The sequence below is a fragment of the Mucilaginibacter endophyticus genome (genome assembly GCF_003351025.1).
GTDB lineage: Bacteria > Bacteroidota > Bacteroidia > Sphingobacteriales > Sphingobacteriaceae > Mucilaginibacter > Mucilaginibacter endophyticus.
The window spans coordinates 132,101-146,776 of the sequence record NZ_QPCG01000009.1 but is presented as its reverse complement, the minus strand read 5'-3'; the positions used below and the strand labels follow the sequence as shown (position 1 = coordinate 146,776).

Genomic DNA, 14,676 nt, shown 5'->3' with positions numbered 1-14,676 from the left:
TAATAGCGAAGGCTTGCGCGATTCCCTCCCCCGGGAGGGTGTAGGGAGGGGTTTCAACGATCTGACTAAGTGTATAACCCCTCCCTGCCACTTCGCATCCCAACTCACCCCTCCCGAGGGAGGGAATTCCTAATAATAGCCTATGACCTCAACCATAACCGAAAAAACCAAACGCCTGCTATCTCTTGATGTATTTCGTGGGGCAACCATCGCCATGATGATCCTCGTTAATGATCCCGGCGATTGGGGGCATATCTACGCCCCGCTTGAACACTCCAAATGGAATGGTTGCACACCTACCGATCTGGTTTTTCCGTTTTTTCTGTTTATGGTTGGCGTATCGGTTATATATGCTATGGAAAGTAAAAAGTCCACCGTATCGCACAGCAAGCTTATTTTGAAAGCGTTGCGCCGTACTGTAATTTTGCTACTCATTCCATGGGTAACCCAATTGATCTTTCATCCCGATGGCGGATTGGCTCATTTGCGCTTGCCGGGTGTGCTGCCCCGTATTGCTTTGGTGTACTTTATCAGCACTGTGCTTTATCTCAAAACATCACAAAAAACACGCGACTGGATCTTTGCCGCTGCCCTTATTGGCTATTTCATTATCATGACCTGCATCCCGGTACCGGGAGTAGGTTATGCCAATCTCGAACCGGAAACCAATATGGGAGCTTTGATAGACAGGCTTGTATTTACTCCCGATCATCTCTGGCGTGAATCACATACCTGGGACCCGGAAGGTTTGCTGGGAACTATACCCGCGGTGGCTACAGCTTTGTTTGGGATACGTGTGGGGAGCTGGCTTAAACGTAAAGACCGCGACGACCAGGTAAAAACTAACTGGATGTTTGCTTATGGCGTAATAGCAGTTGTTGCAGGCTTGTTTTGGGATTTGTTTTTCCCGATAAACAAAGCCTTGTGGACAAGCTCATTTGTGTTATATACCGGCGGACTTGCCACTATTGGCCTGGCCTTAAGCTATTGGTTGATAGACATACAGGGGTATAAAAGATTTACTTATCCCTTTGTGGTATTTGGTGTTAATGCCATTACTGCTTATGTGCTATCGGGTTTTATTCCGCATTATATGGGGATGATTAAAATTGGAGGCCATTCAATTTATCAAACATTTTTCGCGCCTTATTTTTCGCCGGTAAATGCTTCGTTGGTAAGCGCTATGTTTACGGTATTGATTTTATGGCTAGTGATGTGGGGATTCTACATCAAAAAGATTTTTATAAAAATTTAGATATGAACCTGAAACTTAAACTTATCACGTTTGCCGGTGTAATTCTGTTTTTTTCATCAAGCTTAAAAGCGCAAACTACAGAACAAACCTTAACTCCTACACACCTGGCAGCAGCCCAGCAAATGTTGCTCGCGCTTGGTATTGATAAACAATTTGGAACAATAGTTACTAATCAGATTGATGCTTTAGCTAATCAGGCACCGGAGGATAAAAGAGCTGGTTTTAAAAAGGTTATGAAAACCTTTATGGATAAATATTTTACCTGGGATTTACTTAAGGATAAAATGATGGCTATTTATGCCAATGAATTTACCGAGGACGAACTGAAACAGATAACAACTTTTTATAATTCGCCTGTTGGCCAAAAAGTTGGCCAAAAATTACCTTCACTGATGCAAAAGGGAATGATGGTTGGCCAGGAGGCTGTAGAAGCGCATAAAGAAGAGTTACAACAAATGATTCAGGAGGAGTTCGCACAAAAAACAGACCCGCCTGTAGTGAAAGAACAAGTTTTACCGGTTACAAAGAAACCTGCTTCAAAAACTCCTTCAAAACATTAAATTTTCCGAACCATACTTTGTAACTAAGATTTTCGTTTTGCATGTTAGTACCCTGATTATTCAAACTTTATAATGAACCTGAACAAATACGTTCCGCTGGCGTTGCTGGCTTTAACTCTTTCGGCAGGCAGTGCCTTTGCCCAGGTTAAAAAGAAACCTGTTCCATCTCCAAAAAATAAACCCGGCGCTCCGGCAATTGCCCCAAAAAGCGATGTTTTACCGGTTGATCAAAGTGTGATCATTGGCAAATTGCCAAATGGTTTAACTTACTATATCCGTGCTAATGCCGAGCCAAAAAGCAGGGCCGAACTTTACTTGGTCAACAAGGCGGGTTCTGTTTTGGAAAACGACGATCAGCAGGGTTTAGCCCACTTTACCGAGCACATGGCCTTTAATGGCACACGCGATTTTCCTAAAAATCAGATGGTTGACTACCTGCAAAAAGCAGGCGTGAAATTTGGAGCCGATTTAAATGCCTATACCTCATTTAATGAAACTGTATTCCAGTTGCCTTTACCAACAGATACCGTAGCTGTGTTTGAAAAAGGGTTTAACATACTGGCTAACTGGGCAGGTTATGTGAGCTTTGATCCGGCAGAAATTGACAAAGAGCGTGGTGTTGTTTTGGAGGAAGAACGTCTTCGTGGAAAAAACGCGCAGGAACGTATGCAGCAGCAAACATTACCGGTATTGCTTAATAACTCAAGGTACGCGCTTCGTTTGCCTATAGGTAAGGAAGATATCCTGAAAAATTTTAAGCCTGAAACCATCAAAGCTTTTTATCAGGACTGGTACCGCCCCGATTTGCAGGCCGTAATCGCTGTTGGTGATTTTGACCCTAAACGTGTTGAAGCGCTTATCAAGCAAAATTTTTCGCAGCTAAAAAATCCGGCTGCCGAAAAGCCAAGAACAAAATATACTGTACCTGCCACTCCGGGTACCGCGGTTAAAATTGTAACAGATCCGGAGAATCCTTATACCATAGCGCAGATCATTGTTAAACATCCGGGTACACCTACCAAAACTACCGGCGATTATATGCAGCAGGTAAGGGTACAGCTCTTTAACCAGATGCTGAACGCGCGTTTGAATGAGTTGTTACAAAAGCCTAATCCGCCTTTTTTATATGGCCGTACCAACTATGGCAATTTTATAGGCGATCAGGATGCATATACCTCATTGGTTGTTGCCAAACCCGGCGAGCTTGAAAAAGCGGTTAAAGCCGTAGTGGCCGAATCAGAACGAGCCCGCAAATTTGGCTTCACCCTAACCGAGCTTGAACGCGCCAAACAAGACGCGCTGGTAGGCATAGGTAACGCTTACCGCGAAAGAGATAAAACGCCATCAGTTAATTTTGTGCGTGAATACCAGGCCAACTTTTTAACCGGTGAGGCTATCCCCGGCATCGATTATGAGTACAATTTCTACATAGGCAATATCTATAAAGTTAGTTTGTCGGATATGAATGCCATGGCCGGCAAATTTATCAGCGATCAGAATCGCGTAGTGATAGTACAAGCGCCGGACAAAGAAAAGGCCAACCTGCCCGATGATAAAACATTGCTGAACTGGATTGCCACCGGCGGTCAGAATGTTACTGCGTATATTGACAACGTATCGAGTGAGCCGTTGTTAGCCAAAATACCTGAAGGTACTAAAGTTGCCAAGCAGGACACAGACGAGGCTATTGGTGCAACTACGCTTATCCTGGGTAACGGTCTGAAAGTAATTTTGAAACCAACTGAATATCGTAATGATCAGATCCTGATTAACGGATATGCTCTTGGTGGTACATCGTTGGCCAGCGACGACGAATTTACATCGGCAAATCTTGCTGCATCAATTATCAGCGGCAGTGGTATAGCGCAATTTAACCAGGGGATGCTTGATAAAAAACTGGCTGGTAAAAATCTCAGTATTTCACCGTATATCAGCGAGTTTGCACAGGGCATTTCAGGAAGCGCCTCGCCTGCCGATTTTGAAACCGCCCTGCAATTGATATACCTGTACTTTACCCAGCCGCGCAAAGACAAAGATATCTGGGATGCCAACATTGATCAAACCAGGTCGATATTGAGTACCCGCGGGCTCGATCCGGGAAGCGTTTACCAGGATACTGTATCGGCTGTATTAAGCAACTATAATTTCCGCGGTATGGTTACTACTATTCCACGGTTAAACGCGGCTACGCTTGATAAAGCTTATGATTTTTATAAAAAGCGCTTTGCCGATGCAAGCGGTTTTACCTTTACACTGGTTGGTAACTTTGATGTAGAAACAGTTAAGCCATACCTTGAACATTACCTTGGCGGTCTGCCATCAACCAATAGCAAGGAGACCTTTAAAAATATGAATATCCAGCCTCCGGCAGGCGTGATCACCAAAACTGTAAGTAAAGGCGTTGGCGATAAAAGCACAGTACAGCTGGTATTCAGCGGCGATTATGATTATAACGACGCCAACAATATCCAGGTTGACGCGCTGGAAGAAGTCCTGAACATTAAATTGATTGAGCGTTTGCGCGAGCAGGAAAGCGGTGTTTACGCGCCGGGGGTAAGGGCAAGCTACCGTAAAATCCCTGGCGGCCGTTATACCTTTACCATATCTTTTGGTTGTGCGCCCGAAAATGTGGATAAGCTGATCAACGCTACCATGGAAGAAATTGGCAAGATCAAACAGAACGGTGCATTGCCGGCAGATATCCAGAAATTTGTTGCCGAAGAAGCACGTTCAACCCAGCAGCAGCTTAAACAAAATGTTTTCTGGGCCGGCTATCTTGCAGCTACATCGCAAAATGGCGAAAACCCGGATCAGATCCTGGCCCATGTAAGCAGCCTTGAACAGGTAACCCCACAAACCACTAAAGACGCCGCCAATAAATACCTGAGCGGCAAAAATTTAATCAAACTGATATTGATGCCTGAAAAGAAGTAGGCTGTGTTATTGATAAAAAGGGCTCTGCTGAATAAGCAGAGCCCTTTTGTTTTGCTTTTGTTATCCTGAGCGGTAGCGAAGGATCTTCTTTAATCTACAGGGTCATTTACAGGGTGAAGAAGATGCTTTGTTCCTACCCATGACAAGTTTCAAAAAGGGTGTCATGCTGAGCAAGTCGAAGCATGGTGGGCGGGGCCTCTGCGCGCGGCCCTTCGACAGGCTCAGGGTGACAGCCTCTACTTTGGTCATTTCTCCTTCACAGGCCAACGCTCAGCATGACAATTGGTATTGTACCTCAATGCATATTCAAATAAGCCACAGCGGTATCATTGGCTTTATGCACCACAACGCCAATACATTTACCATTGCTATCTATTTCAAAAGATATTCCTTTAGCCAAATCGGTATAAACCTGCACTTTTTCTCCGGCCTTGTTATAGGTTGATGTTGATTTCAGGGTATAAGTTTTTTGGATCTCCTGTTTGGATGAACCTACGCCAACTCCATCCCCGGTTTTAAATTTAGGCGAAGTCACCAAAATCTTTTGCACATGACTTACCGACTCATCCTTGCCGCCCATGTTATGATGCGTGGAAACCGCGGTACGATTGCCTGCAGGATTATGACCAGCAAACCAAACCAATAATGAACTGCCCATGGCCGCGTCAGAACTGTCGGGCTTACCCAACTGGTTTATTACATTTTGTGCATCATCATTCAAAACAATATGCCCGATACTTTTGCCGGGTGTTATCAGCCAATTAGACTGAGAAGTGTTAGATGCGCCTGTATCCGATGCCATGGTATGATGTAAAGTAGTATCGTTTTTATCGCCGAGATGCTGGCCCAAAGTGTCCTTTGGTACTTTATTGGTATCGGCCAGAGTGGTTTCTTTTTTAGTGTTGTTGCCACAGGCCAAAAGGCAAATGGCAATGGAAAGAATGATTAAGCTATTTCTGATCATATAGATATAACCAATTTAATGGTTATTTTGTTGGCTCGGTTATTCAGGCTATAACCAAACAATAAAAAATTTGTTAAAGGGATAATGACAAGCAAAGGCCAGGAGGTTATACAGCAATGGTACATGGAAAAAAACTGGGAGCAGTTTCCTTTCCAGGCCGAAATGATGGACGCATACCTCGGCGGCTATTCTGGGTTGCTGAATGCCCCGACAGGCAGTGGTAAAACCTTTGCTTTGTTCTTGCCATTTTTGGCCGGTTTTATTAACGCTAATCCTGACACCTACAAAACCAAACAGAATAACGGTCTGCTGATGCTTTGGATAACCCCCTTGCGGGCACTTACCAATGATATCCGCAAAGCAATGCAGGAAGCCTGCGACGAGATCGGCTTGCCCTGGCGCATTGCTACACGCACGGGGGATACCCCGGCAGCAGAAAAGCAGGCTTTGAAAAAAAAGCTTCCTGAGGTTCTGCTTACCACCCCCGAAAGCCTGCACCTGATGCTGGCCCAAAAAGAGTACCCAAAGCTATTTAATCAGTTACAGGTAGTGGTTATTGACGAATGGCATGAGTTGCTGGGCACTAAGAGGGGAGTACAGGTGGAGCTGGGGTTGTCCAGGCTAAAGAACCTCGCTTCAGTTGGCAGTGATAACCGGTTTGCAGTTGACAGTTTGCAGTTTGCAGAAAGCAATGGCGGATCAAGGGGGAATGCGAATGAAAATAAAAACCGCCCACTGCCCACTGCTCACTGCCAACTGAAAATATGGGGCATCTCAGCTACCATCGGCAACCTTGAACAAGCTGCCGAAGTTTTATTAGGTAATGATTTTCCACAGGAGCAGGTAAAAATGGTACGCGCCAACCTGGAGAAAAAGCTGGATATCCGGTCTATTATTCCTCAAAATATTGAAAACTATTCGTGGGCGGGACATATCGGTTTAAAACTGCTGCCTGAGGTAATGGAGATTGTGGCCAAAAGTAAAACCACACTGATTTTCACCAATACCCGTTCACAGTCGGAGATCTGGTACCATGCCATTTTAGATAATTATCCGGAATACGCCGGTATCATGGCTATGCACCACGGTTCGTTGGATAATGAATTACGCAACTGGGTGGAAGCTGCCCTGCATGCCGAGGCCTTGAAGCTGGTAGTGTGTACCTCAAGTCTGGATTTGGGAGTGGACTTCCGTCCTGTAGATACTGTGGTGCAGGTAGGCAGTCCGAAAGGTGTGGCCCGTTTTATGCAGCGTGCCGGTCGAAGCGGCCACCATCCGGGAGCTACCTCGCTGGCATATTTTGTACCTACGCATTCGCTTGAGTTGTTGGAGGGCGCGGCATTGAAGGAGGCTATTAAGGCAAAGATCTTTGAAAGCCGCGATCCCATGCTGCTTACCATGGATGTGCTGATCCAGTATATGGTTACGCTTGCCGTATCGGACGGTTTCAGGGCCGAAGAACTTTTTAGAGAGGTAAAAACTACCTATGCCTTTGCCGACCTGAGCCGGAACGAATTTGGCCAGCTACTTGATTTCATCACCAGCGGTGGCAAAACGCTTGCGCAGTACGATGAATTTTTAAAGGTTGAGGTTGAAAATGGGTTGTATAAAGTGAATAGTCGCAGGGTGGCCATGCGGCACCGCTTAAGTATCGGTACTATTACCAGTGAACTAAGCATTAGGGTAAAATGGCTTAGCGGCGGGAGTCTGGGCACTATAGAAGAGTCATTTGTATCCAAGCTAAAACCGGGCAATACCTTTTGGTTTGCCGGTCGGAGTTTGGAGTTTGTGCGGGTAAAAGAGATGACAGCCTACGTTAAAAAATCAAATTCAACAAAAGGCATCATCCCAAGCTGGAATGGTGGACGAATGCCTTTATCATCACAACTGGCAGCTGTGTTCAGGCTTAAGCTGGATGAAGTTGCTCATGGTGTTGAGCGCGATGTGGAGGTAAAAGCTTTAAAACCGCTTTTTGAGTTGCAGCAAAAGTTATCACACTTGCCTCAAAGTCATGAGTTTTTGATCGAGTCGTTTAAATCAAAAGAGGGGCACCATCTTTTATTTTATCCTTTTGAAGGGCGCCTGGTTCATGAGGGTATGGCATCGTTACTCGCCTATCGCATCAGTAAAATAAAACCGGCCAGTTTCTCCATCGCCATGAATGATTACGGATTTGAATTGCTGGCTGATGAGGATATCCCTATTGAGGAAGCACTGGAAGATGCGAGCTTTTTTTCGTTGGATAACCTGATAGATGATATTCAGCATAGTTTAAATGCCAATGAGATGGCCCGTCGCCGTTTCAGGGACATCGCGCATATCGGTGGTTTGGTGTTTACCGGTTACCCCGGTCAGCAGGTTAAAAATAAGCATTTACAGGCATCAACCTCATTGCTGTTTGAGGTTTTCAGCGAGTACGAACCTGATAATTTACTGGTGCGCCAGGCCTATAATGAAGCATTGGCTTTTCAATTGGAAGAGTTCAGGCTAAGGGCCGCCCTGCAACGGATCCAAACGCAGAATATCATTTTGAAAGTTATTGAGCGACCAACCCCATTCGCATTCCCAATTATGGTTGATAGCCTTGGCCGCGAAAAACTGACTACCGAAACCATGGAAGAACGCATAGCCAAAATGGCCCGTAACTACGGTGCCGAGGGGGTAGCCGAGCCGGCAGAGCGAAAGAGCAGAAAACCGGGGATTACAAGGAAGAAAGGCTTTTAAGCTGTTAACAAATTTGTTACCCGAATCGGGTTAAACTTCTCGTGCATTTATCGCTCATACGGATAAACACTTATCCAATATGAAAATCTTAAAACTAAACCACCTGATCATTTTGCTAAGCCTGTTCCTGGCATCATGCGCTACAACCAGTTATCTTGGCGACACCTATCCGGCAACAGAAAAAGTAGACGTATTTTACGATGCTAAAGATGTTAAGAAGGATTACAAAGTAATAGGTCACCTGGCCATCGCTTATACCCCGAATGCAGCAGAAGCCAAAAATGACCTGTCAATTAAGGCCCGTGAAGTTGGGGCAGACGGCATTATCATTTTACAGGTAGACGGGAATAACGAGAAGGCAACTATCCGGGCGGACGCGATAAAGTATAATAAGTAATTCATTAGCGTAATAAATTTACTCACGTCATTGCGAGGAACGAAGCAATCCCCGACTTACAGAGTCGCCATGCTTCCGTGCGATTGCTTCGTTCCTCGCAATGACGAGGTGGGTAAAGGGCTCATCGAGTCCCAATTCGCTGTCCGTAGACTCTGTCTACGGACTACTATGCCTGTAGTTTATAACTACAGGCATATTTTTTACCTTTGCCACCATGGAAACCATCACCTGGCATGATTTTGAAAAAGTAGAACTTCGCGTAGGCACTGTATTGGAGGCAATTGATTTCCCCGAAGCGCGCAAACCTGCGTTTAAGGTAAGGGTTGATTTTGGCGAGTTCGGCATCCGGTGGTCAAGCGCGCAGATCACCAAACATTACACTAAAGAAGAGCTGGTTGGCAGGCAGATAGTAGGTGTAACAAATTTTCCTAAAAAACAGATTGCCAATTTTATGTCGGAGTTTTTGGTTACCGGCTTTGCCGACGAAAACGGTGATATCGTATTAACCGCTGTTGAAAAACATGTGCCAAACGGCAGCAAACTTATTTAAATGAGATATATCAGTTTTGAGGATGAGGCTTCAATATCACCCGACGAATATTTTATGGGCGAGGCATTAAAGGAAGCCCGTTATGCGTTTGATGAAGATGAGATTCCTATTGGTGCAATAGTTGTTTATAATGGCCGGATCATTGGTCGCGGGCATAACCTTACCGAGAGGCTTAATGATGTATCGGCCCATGCCGAAATGCAGGCGCTTACCGCCGCAGCAAATTTAATGGGTGGTAAATACCTGCAGGGCTGTACTTTATATGTTACTATGGAGCCCTGTGTTATGTGCGCCGGGGCATCGTATTGGTTCCAGGTAAGCAAGATCGTGTTTGGGGCGTATGATAACAAATTGGGATTCGGTCGTATCAATCAAAAAATAACCCATCCTAAAACCGTAATTACCGGAGGCATCCGCGAAGCTGAATGCAGCCAGTTGGTTAAAGATTTTTTTAAGGGGAAGAGGAAAAAGAGTTAATAGTTCATGGATCATAGTTCATGGTAATGGAAAATAGCTATGAACCATTAACCATCAACTATGAACTAAACAAAACATGACAATTATTTAGAACAAATACTTCTGTCAACGCTTATATTTGTTACGTCACAACAAACATTAAACTTTAAAATTAACAACTAAAATTATGGCATTTACACTACCGGCGTTATCCTACGCTACTGATGCTTTGGAACCGCACATTGATAAACTGACCATGGAAATTCACCATGGAAAACATCACCAGGCTTATGTTACCAACTTAAACAAAGCTTTGGAAGGTAAACCGGAAGCCGATAGCAATATCGACGATATCATTAAAAATATCTCTAAATTCCCTGCTGCTGTACGTAACAATGGCGGTGGTCACTACAACCACACTTTGTTCTGGACTTTGTTATCACCAAACGGTGGTGGCGAGCCTACAGGTGCTTTAGCTGATGCTATTAAAAGCACTTTCGGTTCATTTGCCGATTTCAAAACTAAAGTATCTGAAGCTGGTGCAACCCGTTTTGGTTCTGGCTGGGCCTGGTTAATTGTTACTGCTGATAAAAAATTAGCTGTAACTTCAACTCCTAACCAGGATAATCCATTAATGGACATCGCTGAGGTTAAAGGTACTCCAATTTTAGGTATCGACGTTTGGGAGCACGCTTACTACCTGAAATATCAAAACCGTCGTCCGGATTACTTAGCAGCTATCTGGAACGTTATTAACTGGAACCACGTTGCTGAGCTTTACGCTAAAGCAACTGCTTAATTTATTTAAGCGCATAAATTTAAAGCGGCAGGATCTGATGGTCCTGCCGCTTTTTTGTTGGGCAACAGACTCAAAAAATGTCATCTCTGGCCGACTTACATTGGTATGGCGTATACAGGCCAGAGGCCTGGAAATAACGGCCACTTGGCAGGAGCCGAGCGGCGGCTAAAAGGTATTTATTACGGCCCTTATTTTACTTGGGAATTATATCCCCACACTATACCTCTCAAATAATCTACTAACTTTGTGGACTTTTTTATATTATGATCAAAAAGCCCATAGAAACCCTGCTCCGCGAATCAAAGGAAGAAGGCGAACATTCATTAAAACGCTCATTGGGGCCGGTTAACCTGATTTTAATTGGTATAGGCATCATTATAGGGGCAGGTTTATTTTCCTTAACGGGGATAGCAGCTGGTCAGCATTCGGGCCCGGCGGTAACTATATCTTTCCTGATAGCCGCTGTAGGTTGTGCATTTGCCGCGCTTTGTTATGCCGAGTTTTCGGCCATGATTCCTGTTGCAGGGAGCGCTTATACCTACTCATACGCCACCATGGGCGAGCTTTTTGCCTGGATCATAGGCTGGGACCTTGCGCTTGAATATGCTGTGGGCGCGGCAACGGTGGCCATTAGCTGGTCGCAGTATCTTACTAAGTTTTTATCCTGGTTTGATCTGTATTTGCCGCCGCAACTGACACTTTCGCCTTTTGAAACGGCCAAGGCTGCTAATGGGGATGTTATAAGTGGGATTATTAATTTACCGGCCGCTTTAATAGTAATTTTAGTTACCAGTATCATTATCCGCGGTACCAAAGGTTCGGCATTGGTTAATGCTATTATAGTAACCTTGAAAGTGGGAGTGGTGCTGGTGTTTATAGCTGTGGGCTGGTCGTTCATTAACCCGCAAAATTATCATCCATACATTCCGCAAAATACCGGTGTTTGGGGCGATTATGGCTGGTCGGGCATATTGAGAGGGGCCGGACTGGTGTTTTTTGTATTTATCGGTTTCGATGCGGTATCAACCGCCGCGCAGGAAGCCAAGAATCCGCAACGTAATATGCCAATCGGTATTATTGGTTCATTGCTGATCTGTACGGTATTATTCATCGTGTTTGCTCACGTCATGACGGGCATGGCCAATTATAAAGAGTTTATAGGTTCAGGTGCACCCGTTGCCATCGCCATCGAAAAAACACATTACCAGTGGTTAAGCAAGGCAATAGTATTAGCTATATTGATAGGTTATACTTCGGTGATCCTGGTTGATTTATTGGGACAATCACGCGTATTTTTCTCTATGTCGAAAGATGGATTGTTACCCAAAGTATTTTCAGAGATTCACCCTAAATTTCGCACGCCCTGGAAATCGAATATCATGCTTTGCGCCTTTATTGCTTTGTTTGCTGCCTTTGTGCCGATACGTGTAGTCGGCGAAATGACCAGTATTGGTACCCTGCTTGCATTTGTAATGGTTTGCGCGGGTGTACTTATTTTGCGTAAACAACAGCCCAATATTCACCGACCATTTAAAACGCCGCTTGTTCCATTGGTGCCTGTATTGGGGATATTGACTTGCTTTGCCATGATGACATTTTTACCGGGCGATACCTGGTTGCGTTTGATCATCTGGCTTGCAATTGGTTTGGTTATCTATTATACTTACGGCAAAAAGAACAGTGTTATCCGCAGAATGCTTGAGGATAAACACCAGCGCTACTAATTGATGACTGAAAACATTTTAAAACTAAAAGTTGAACGCATAAAATGGGAAACTCCTGATACTGCTACATTTTACTTGAGCAGTACAAAAGGTGAGGCTATCCCGTACACAGCAGGTCAGTTTATCCCCCTGATATTTAACCACAGGCAGGAAGAGATCAGACGTTCGTATTCCTTAAGTTCATCGCCTGATGAAGCTTACCTGGCAATAACGTAAAGCGCATTACCAATGGAGAAATCTCCAGGTTTATGCTTACTAAAATAAAAGAAGGGGATGAGTTGACAGCCCTTGCGCCGGCGGGTCGTTTTACCATTAGCGATTATCAACAACAGAAAGACATATTTTTATTTGCGGCCGGGAGTGGTATCACACCGGTTTTTTCTCAGCTGAAATATATCCTTGGCCGGGAAGGCAAAAGCCGGTTGGTACTGATCTATAGCAATCAAAATGCTGCATCTGTTTTATTTAAGGATGAGCTTAATAAACTGGCGGCTGATCAACCTGAAAGGCTTACTATTATTCATTTGCTGAGCAGTGAGGCTAACCGCCTTAATACCGATAAGGTAGAAATGCTGGTTAAGCAACACCTTCGTTTTAGTTTAGCTGATGCCGAATTTTACCTGTGCGGGCCGTTTGCGTATATGCGTATGATCCGCTTTGATCTGGTGTATATGGGAATTGATCAGACTAAAATTCGCCGGGAAAATTTTGTGCTTGAAACGGTTGCTGTAAAAAGCGGTATTACCAGTTTCCCGCCGCAAAATATTAAAATAAAATACAGGGGCGAACTGCATGATATTATGGTAGGCGAAAACCAATCCATATTACAGGCTGCGCTGCAAAACAACATTCCATTACCTTATAGTTGCCGGGGTGGGGTATGTTCAACCTGTATGGTCAAATGCACCGGCGGTAAAGTAGAGATGGTAAAAAATGATGTCCTTACCGATGCCGATCTTGCCCAAGGCTGGATCCTGACTTGCACCGGGCATCCGTTGGACGGTGGGGTAGTGATTGAGTTATAAAAAACCATGTCATTGCGAGCGATAGCGTTGCAATCTCGTAGCTAATGCAAAATGGATAAGCACAGCTACGAGATTGCTTCGTCGTTCCTCCTCGCAATGACATAATGTTTGAAAGTAGTTACTTGGCCGGCAAATGCTGCCTTACGGTACGGCGATGCACTACTGATTTTACCTTTTTTGATTTGGTTTTTTTGCGTTTGCCCAGCCAGATAATGAAGCCGGTAATTGGCAAGCTTGCACAAATTAAACTGGCCAGGAAAGCGATGATCTTACCCGGAAGCCCCAGGATTTGGCCTACGTGAATATCATAGTTCATGTTATTCATCTTCATACCTGCACTTTTTTGCTCATGCGCTGTGCGGTTCAGCAGCTTTCCGGTGTATTTGTCGAATGAATAGGTATCGCTTTCATAGTAGTGCAGGGCCTGTGCATATGCGGTTACACCAACTGCGCCAGCCTTTGTTGCATCGTCATAAATTAAAAACATTTCGGCCTTGGGTGAAGCCGCCTTAGCTGCCAGGTAAGCTTTGTTGATAACCTGGGTAGTATCTATTTTTCCATTCAGTAACGAATCCGACTTGAAAACTGCCTTTTCTTCTGGATGAGCTTTGCCCAAATTGGCCGCGGCGTAAATTCCTTCGCGCATCCAGTCAAATGATATGGAAAGACCGGTTATGGCTAATATGATAGCCACACTTGTTGCATAAAAGCCTAAAACATTATGCAGGTCATAATTCACCCTTCTCCAGCGACCGCCCCATTTAATAGTGAAGCTGCGTTTGCGATCGCTTTTGCGTTTTGGCCACCAAAGTATAATACCGGTGATCATCAGCACCACAAAAATAATTACCGAAATGCCTACCACTAAAGTCCCAATATTGGCTGGTAGCAACAGGTACAAGTGGATATATTCAACAATGATGAAGAAATTTGTAGTTGGGCTTTCGGTGTGTATGATCTTACCGGTATAAGGGTTTTGATACACAAACAGCAGACCTTCTTTCTTATCGGTTACCAACACTCCTGCCGGGCGACCGATGCCATAATAATAAACATAACTGGCGGTAGCTCCTTTGCGGCCTTTTAGCGCCTCAGCTTTAAGGATTGATGGCGCTATGTATGGCTTGTTTTTTACCTCAACCTTACGGTAGCTGTGTATGGCATCCTGGATTTCGTCCTGAAAACAGAAAATGCAGCCGGTGATACTCACTATAAACACCACAAGCCCGGATATAAATCCGAGCCAGCGATGTATGAATAGTAGTGCTTTTTTAAAAGGCGTCATTCA

Annotated in this window: 13 protein-coding genes; 11 read left to right on the top strand and 2 right to left on the bottom strand. The window is 44.5% G+C overall.

Going from position 1 to position 14,676, the window contains the following annotated elements:
• The first annotated feature begins 142 nt into the window (after positions 1-142).
• From DUL71_RS27845 to DUL71_RS27835, 3 genes are all read left to right on the top strand, one after another.
• Complete coding sequence (locus DUL71_RS27845) at positions 143-1,255, top strand: acyltransferase family protein (RefSeq protein WP_114941099.1); 1,113 nt, start codon at positions 143-145, stop codon at positions 1,253-1,255.
• Positions 1,256-1,257: 2 nt separating this feature from the next.
• Entirely contained in the window at positions 1,258-1,815 is a 558-nt protein-coding gene (locus tag DUL71_RS27840; protein ID WP_161964524.1) for a DUF2059 domain-containing protein, read from the top strand.
• A gap of 72 nt (positions 1,816-1,887) precedes the next feature.
• The gene (locus tag DUL71_RS27835) at positions 1,888-4,749 is read left to right on the top strand and encodes a M16 family metallopeptidase (RefSeq protein WP_114941097.1); all 2,862 of its coding nucleotides are present in this window, start codon (positions 1,888-1,890) and stop codon (positions 4,747-4,749) included.
• A 295-nt stretch (positions 4,750-5,044) separates the two neighbouring features.
• Here DUL71_RS27835 and DUL71_RS27830 read toward each other — a convergent pair whose 3' ends face one another.
• Complete coding sequence (locus DUL71_RS27830; RefSeq protein WP_154402490.1) at positions 5,045-5,713, bottom strand: hypothetical protein; 669 nt, start codon at positions 5,711-5,713, stop codon at positions 5,045-5,047.
• Positions 5,714-5,797: 84 nt separating this feature from the next.
• Here DUL71_RS27830 and DUL71_RS27825 point away from each other — a divergent pair, with 84 nt between their 5' ends.
• From DUL71_RS27825 to DUL71_RS27790, 8 genes are all read left to right on the top strand, one after another.
• A complete protein-coding gene (locus tag DUL71_RS27825) occupies positions 5,798-8,437 on the top strand; it encodes a ligase-associated DNA damage response DEXH box helicase (protein ID WP_114941095.1) in 2,640 nt (879 codons plus the stop codon).
• Between the two features lie 79 nt (positions 8,438-8,516).
• The gene (locus DUL71_RS27820) at positions 8,517-8,834 is read left to right on the top strand and encodes a hypothetical protein (RefSeq protein WP_114941094.1); all 318 of its coding nucleotides are present in this window, start codon (positions 8,517-8,519) and stop codon (positions 8,832-8,834) included.
• Positions 8,835-9,048: 214 nt separating this feature from the next.
• Positions 9,049-9,384: a tRNA-binding protein gene (locus tag DUL71_RS27815; RefSeq protein ID WP_114941093.1), complete on the top strand. Its 336-nt coding sequence runs from the start codon at positions 9,049-9,051 to the stop codon at positions 9,382-9,384.
• Positions 9,385-9,861, top strand: coding sequence for a nucleoside deaminase (locus tag DUL71_RS27810; RefSeq protein ID WP_114941092.1), 477 nt, complete (start codon positions 9,385-9,387; stop codon positions 9,859-9,861). It abuts the gene before it with no gap.
• Positions 9,862-10,027: 166 nt separating this feature from the next.
• Positions 10,028-10,639, top strand: coding sequence for a superoxide dismutase (locus tag DUL71_RS27805; RefSeq protein WP_091220078.1), 612 nt, complete (start codon positions 10,028-10,030; stop codon positions 10,637-10,639).
• A gap of 263 nt (positions 10,640-10,902) precedes the next feature.
• Positions 10,903-12,363 (top strand): amino acid permease, encoded by a 1,461-nt coding sequence (locus tag DUL71_RS27800; protein WP_114941091.1) that lies wholly within the window; start codon positions 10,903-10,905, stop codon positions 12,361-12,363.
• Positions 12,364-12,366: 3 nt separating this feature from the next.
• A complete protein-coding gene (locus tag DUL71_RS27795) occupies positions 12,367-12,579 on the top strand; it encodes an FAD-binding oxidoreductase (RefSeq protein WP_114941090.1) in 213 nt (70 codons plus the stop codon).
• Positions 12,580-12,611: 32 nt separating this feature from the next.
• Entirely contained in the window at positions 12,612-13,388 is a 777-nt protein-coding gene (locus DUL71_RS27790) for a 2Fe-2S iron-sulfur cluster-binding protein (protein WP_114941089.1), read from the top strand.
• A 118-nt stretch (positions 13,389-13,506) separates the two neighbouring features.
• On the opposite strand, the gene DUL71_RS27785 is transcribed toward DUL71_RS27790, so the two are convergent.
• Complete coding sequence (locus DUL71_RS27785) at positions 13,507-14,673, bottom strand: PepSY-associated TM helix domain-containing protein (RefSeq protein WP_114941088.1); 1,167 nt, start codon at positions 14,671-14,673, stop codon at positions 13,507-13,509.
• Between the last annotated feature and the right edge of the window lie 3 nt (positions 14,674-14,676).

What these genes read in the sequence shown, in the direction of transcription:
- DUL71_RS27845 (WP_114941099.1), top strand. Translation starts at nt 143, where the DNA reads ATGACCTCAACCATAACCGAAAAAACCAAACGCCTGCTATCTCTTGAT.
- DUL71_RS27790 (WP_114941089.1), top strand. Translation starts at nt 12,612, where the DNA reads ATGCTTACTAAAATAAAAGAAGGGGATGAGTTGACAGCCCTTGCGCCG.
- DUL71_RS27810 (WP_114941092.1), top strand. Translation starts at nt 9,385, where the DNA reads ATGAGATATATCAGTTTTGAGGATGAGGCTTCAATATCACCCGACGAA.
- DUL71_RS27825 (WP_114941095.1), top strand. Translation starts at nt 5,798, where the DNA reads ATGACAAGCAAAGGCCAGGAGGTTATACAGCAATGGTACATGGAAAAA.
- DUL71_RS27835 (WP_114941097.1), top strand. Translation starts at nt 1,888, where the DNA reads ATGAACCTGAACAAATACGTTCCGCTGGCGTTGCTGGCTTTAACTCTT.
- DUL71_RS27795 (WP_114941090.1), top strand. Translation starts at nt 12,367, where the DNA reads ATGACTGAAAACATTTTAAAACTAAAAGTTGAACGCATAAAATGGGAA.
- DUL71_RS27830 (WP_154402490.1), bottom strand. Translation starts at nt 5,713, where the DNA reads ATGATCAGAAATAGCTTAATCATTCTTTCCATTGCCATTTGCCTTTTG.
- DUL71_RS27785 (WP_114941088.1), bottom strand. Translation starts at nt 14,673, where the DNA reads ATGACGCCTTTTAAAAAAGCACTACTATTCATACATCGCTGGCTCGGA.
- DUL71_RS27840 (WP_161964524.1), top strand. Translation starts at nt 1,258, where the DNA reads ATGAACCTGAAACTTAAACTTATCACGTTTGCCGGTGTAATTCTGTTT.
- DUL71_RS27805 (WP_091220078.1), top strand. Translation starts at nt 10,028, where the DNA reads ATGGCATTTACACTACCGGCGTTATCCTACGCTACTGATGCTTTGGAA.
- DUL71_RS27820 (WP_114941094.1), top strand. Translation starts at nt 8,517, where the DNA reads ATGAAAATCTTAAAACTAAACCACCTGATCATTTTGCTAAGCCTGTTC.
- DUL71_RS27800 (WP_114941091.1), top strand. Translation starts at nt 10,903, where the DNA reads ATGATCAAAAAGCCCATAGAAACCCTGCTCCGCGAATCAAAGGAAGAA.
- DUL71_RS27815 (WP_114941093.1), top strand. Translation starts at nt 9,049, where the DNA reads ATGGAAACCATCACCTGGCATGATTTTGAAAAAGTAGAACTTCGCGTA.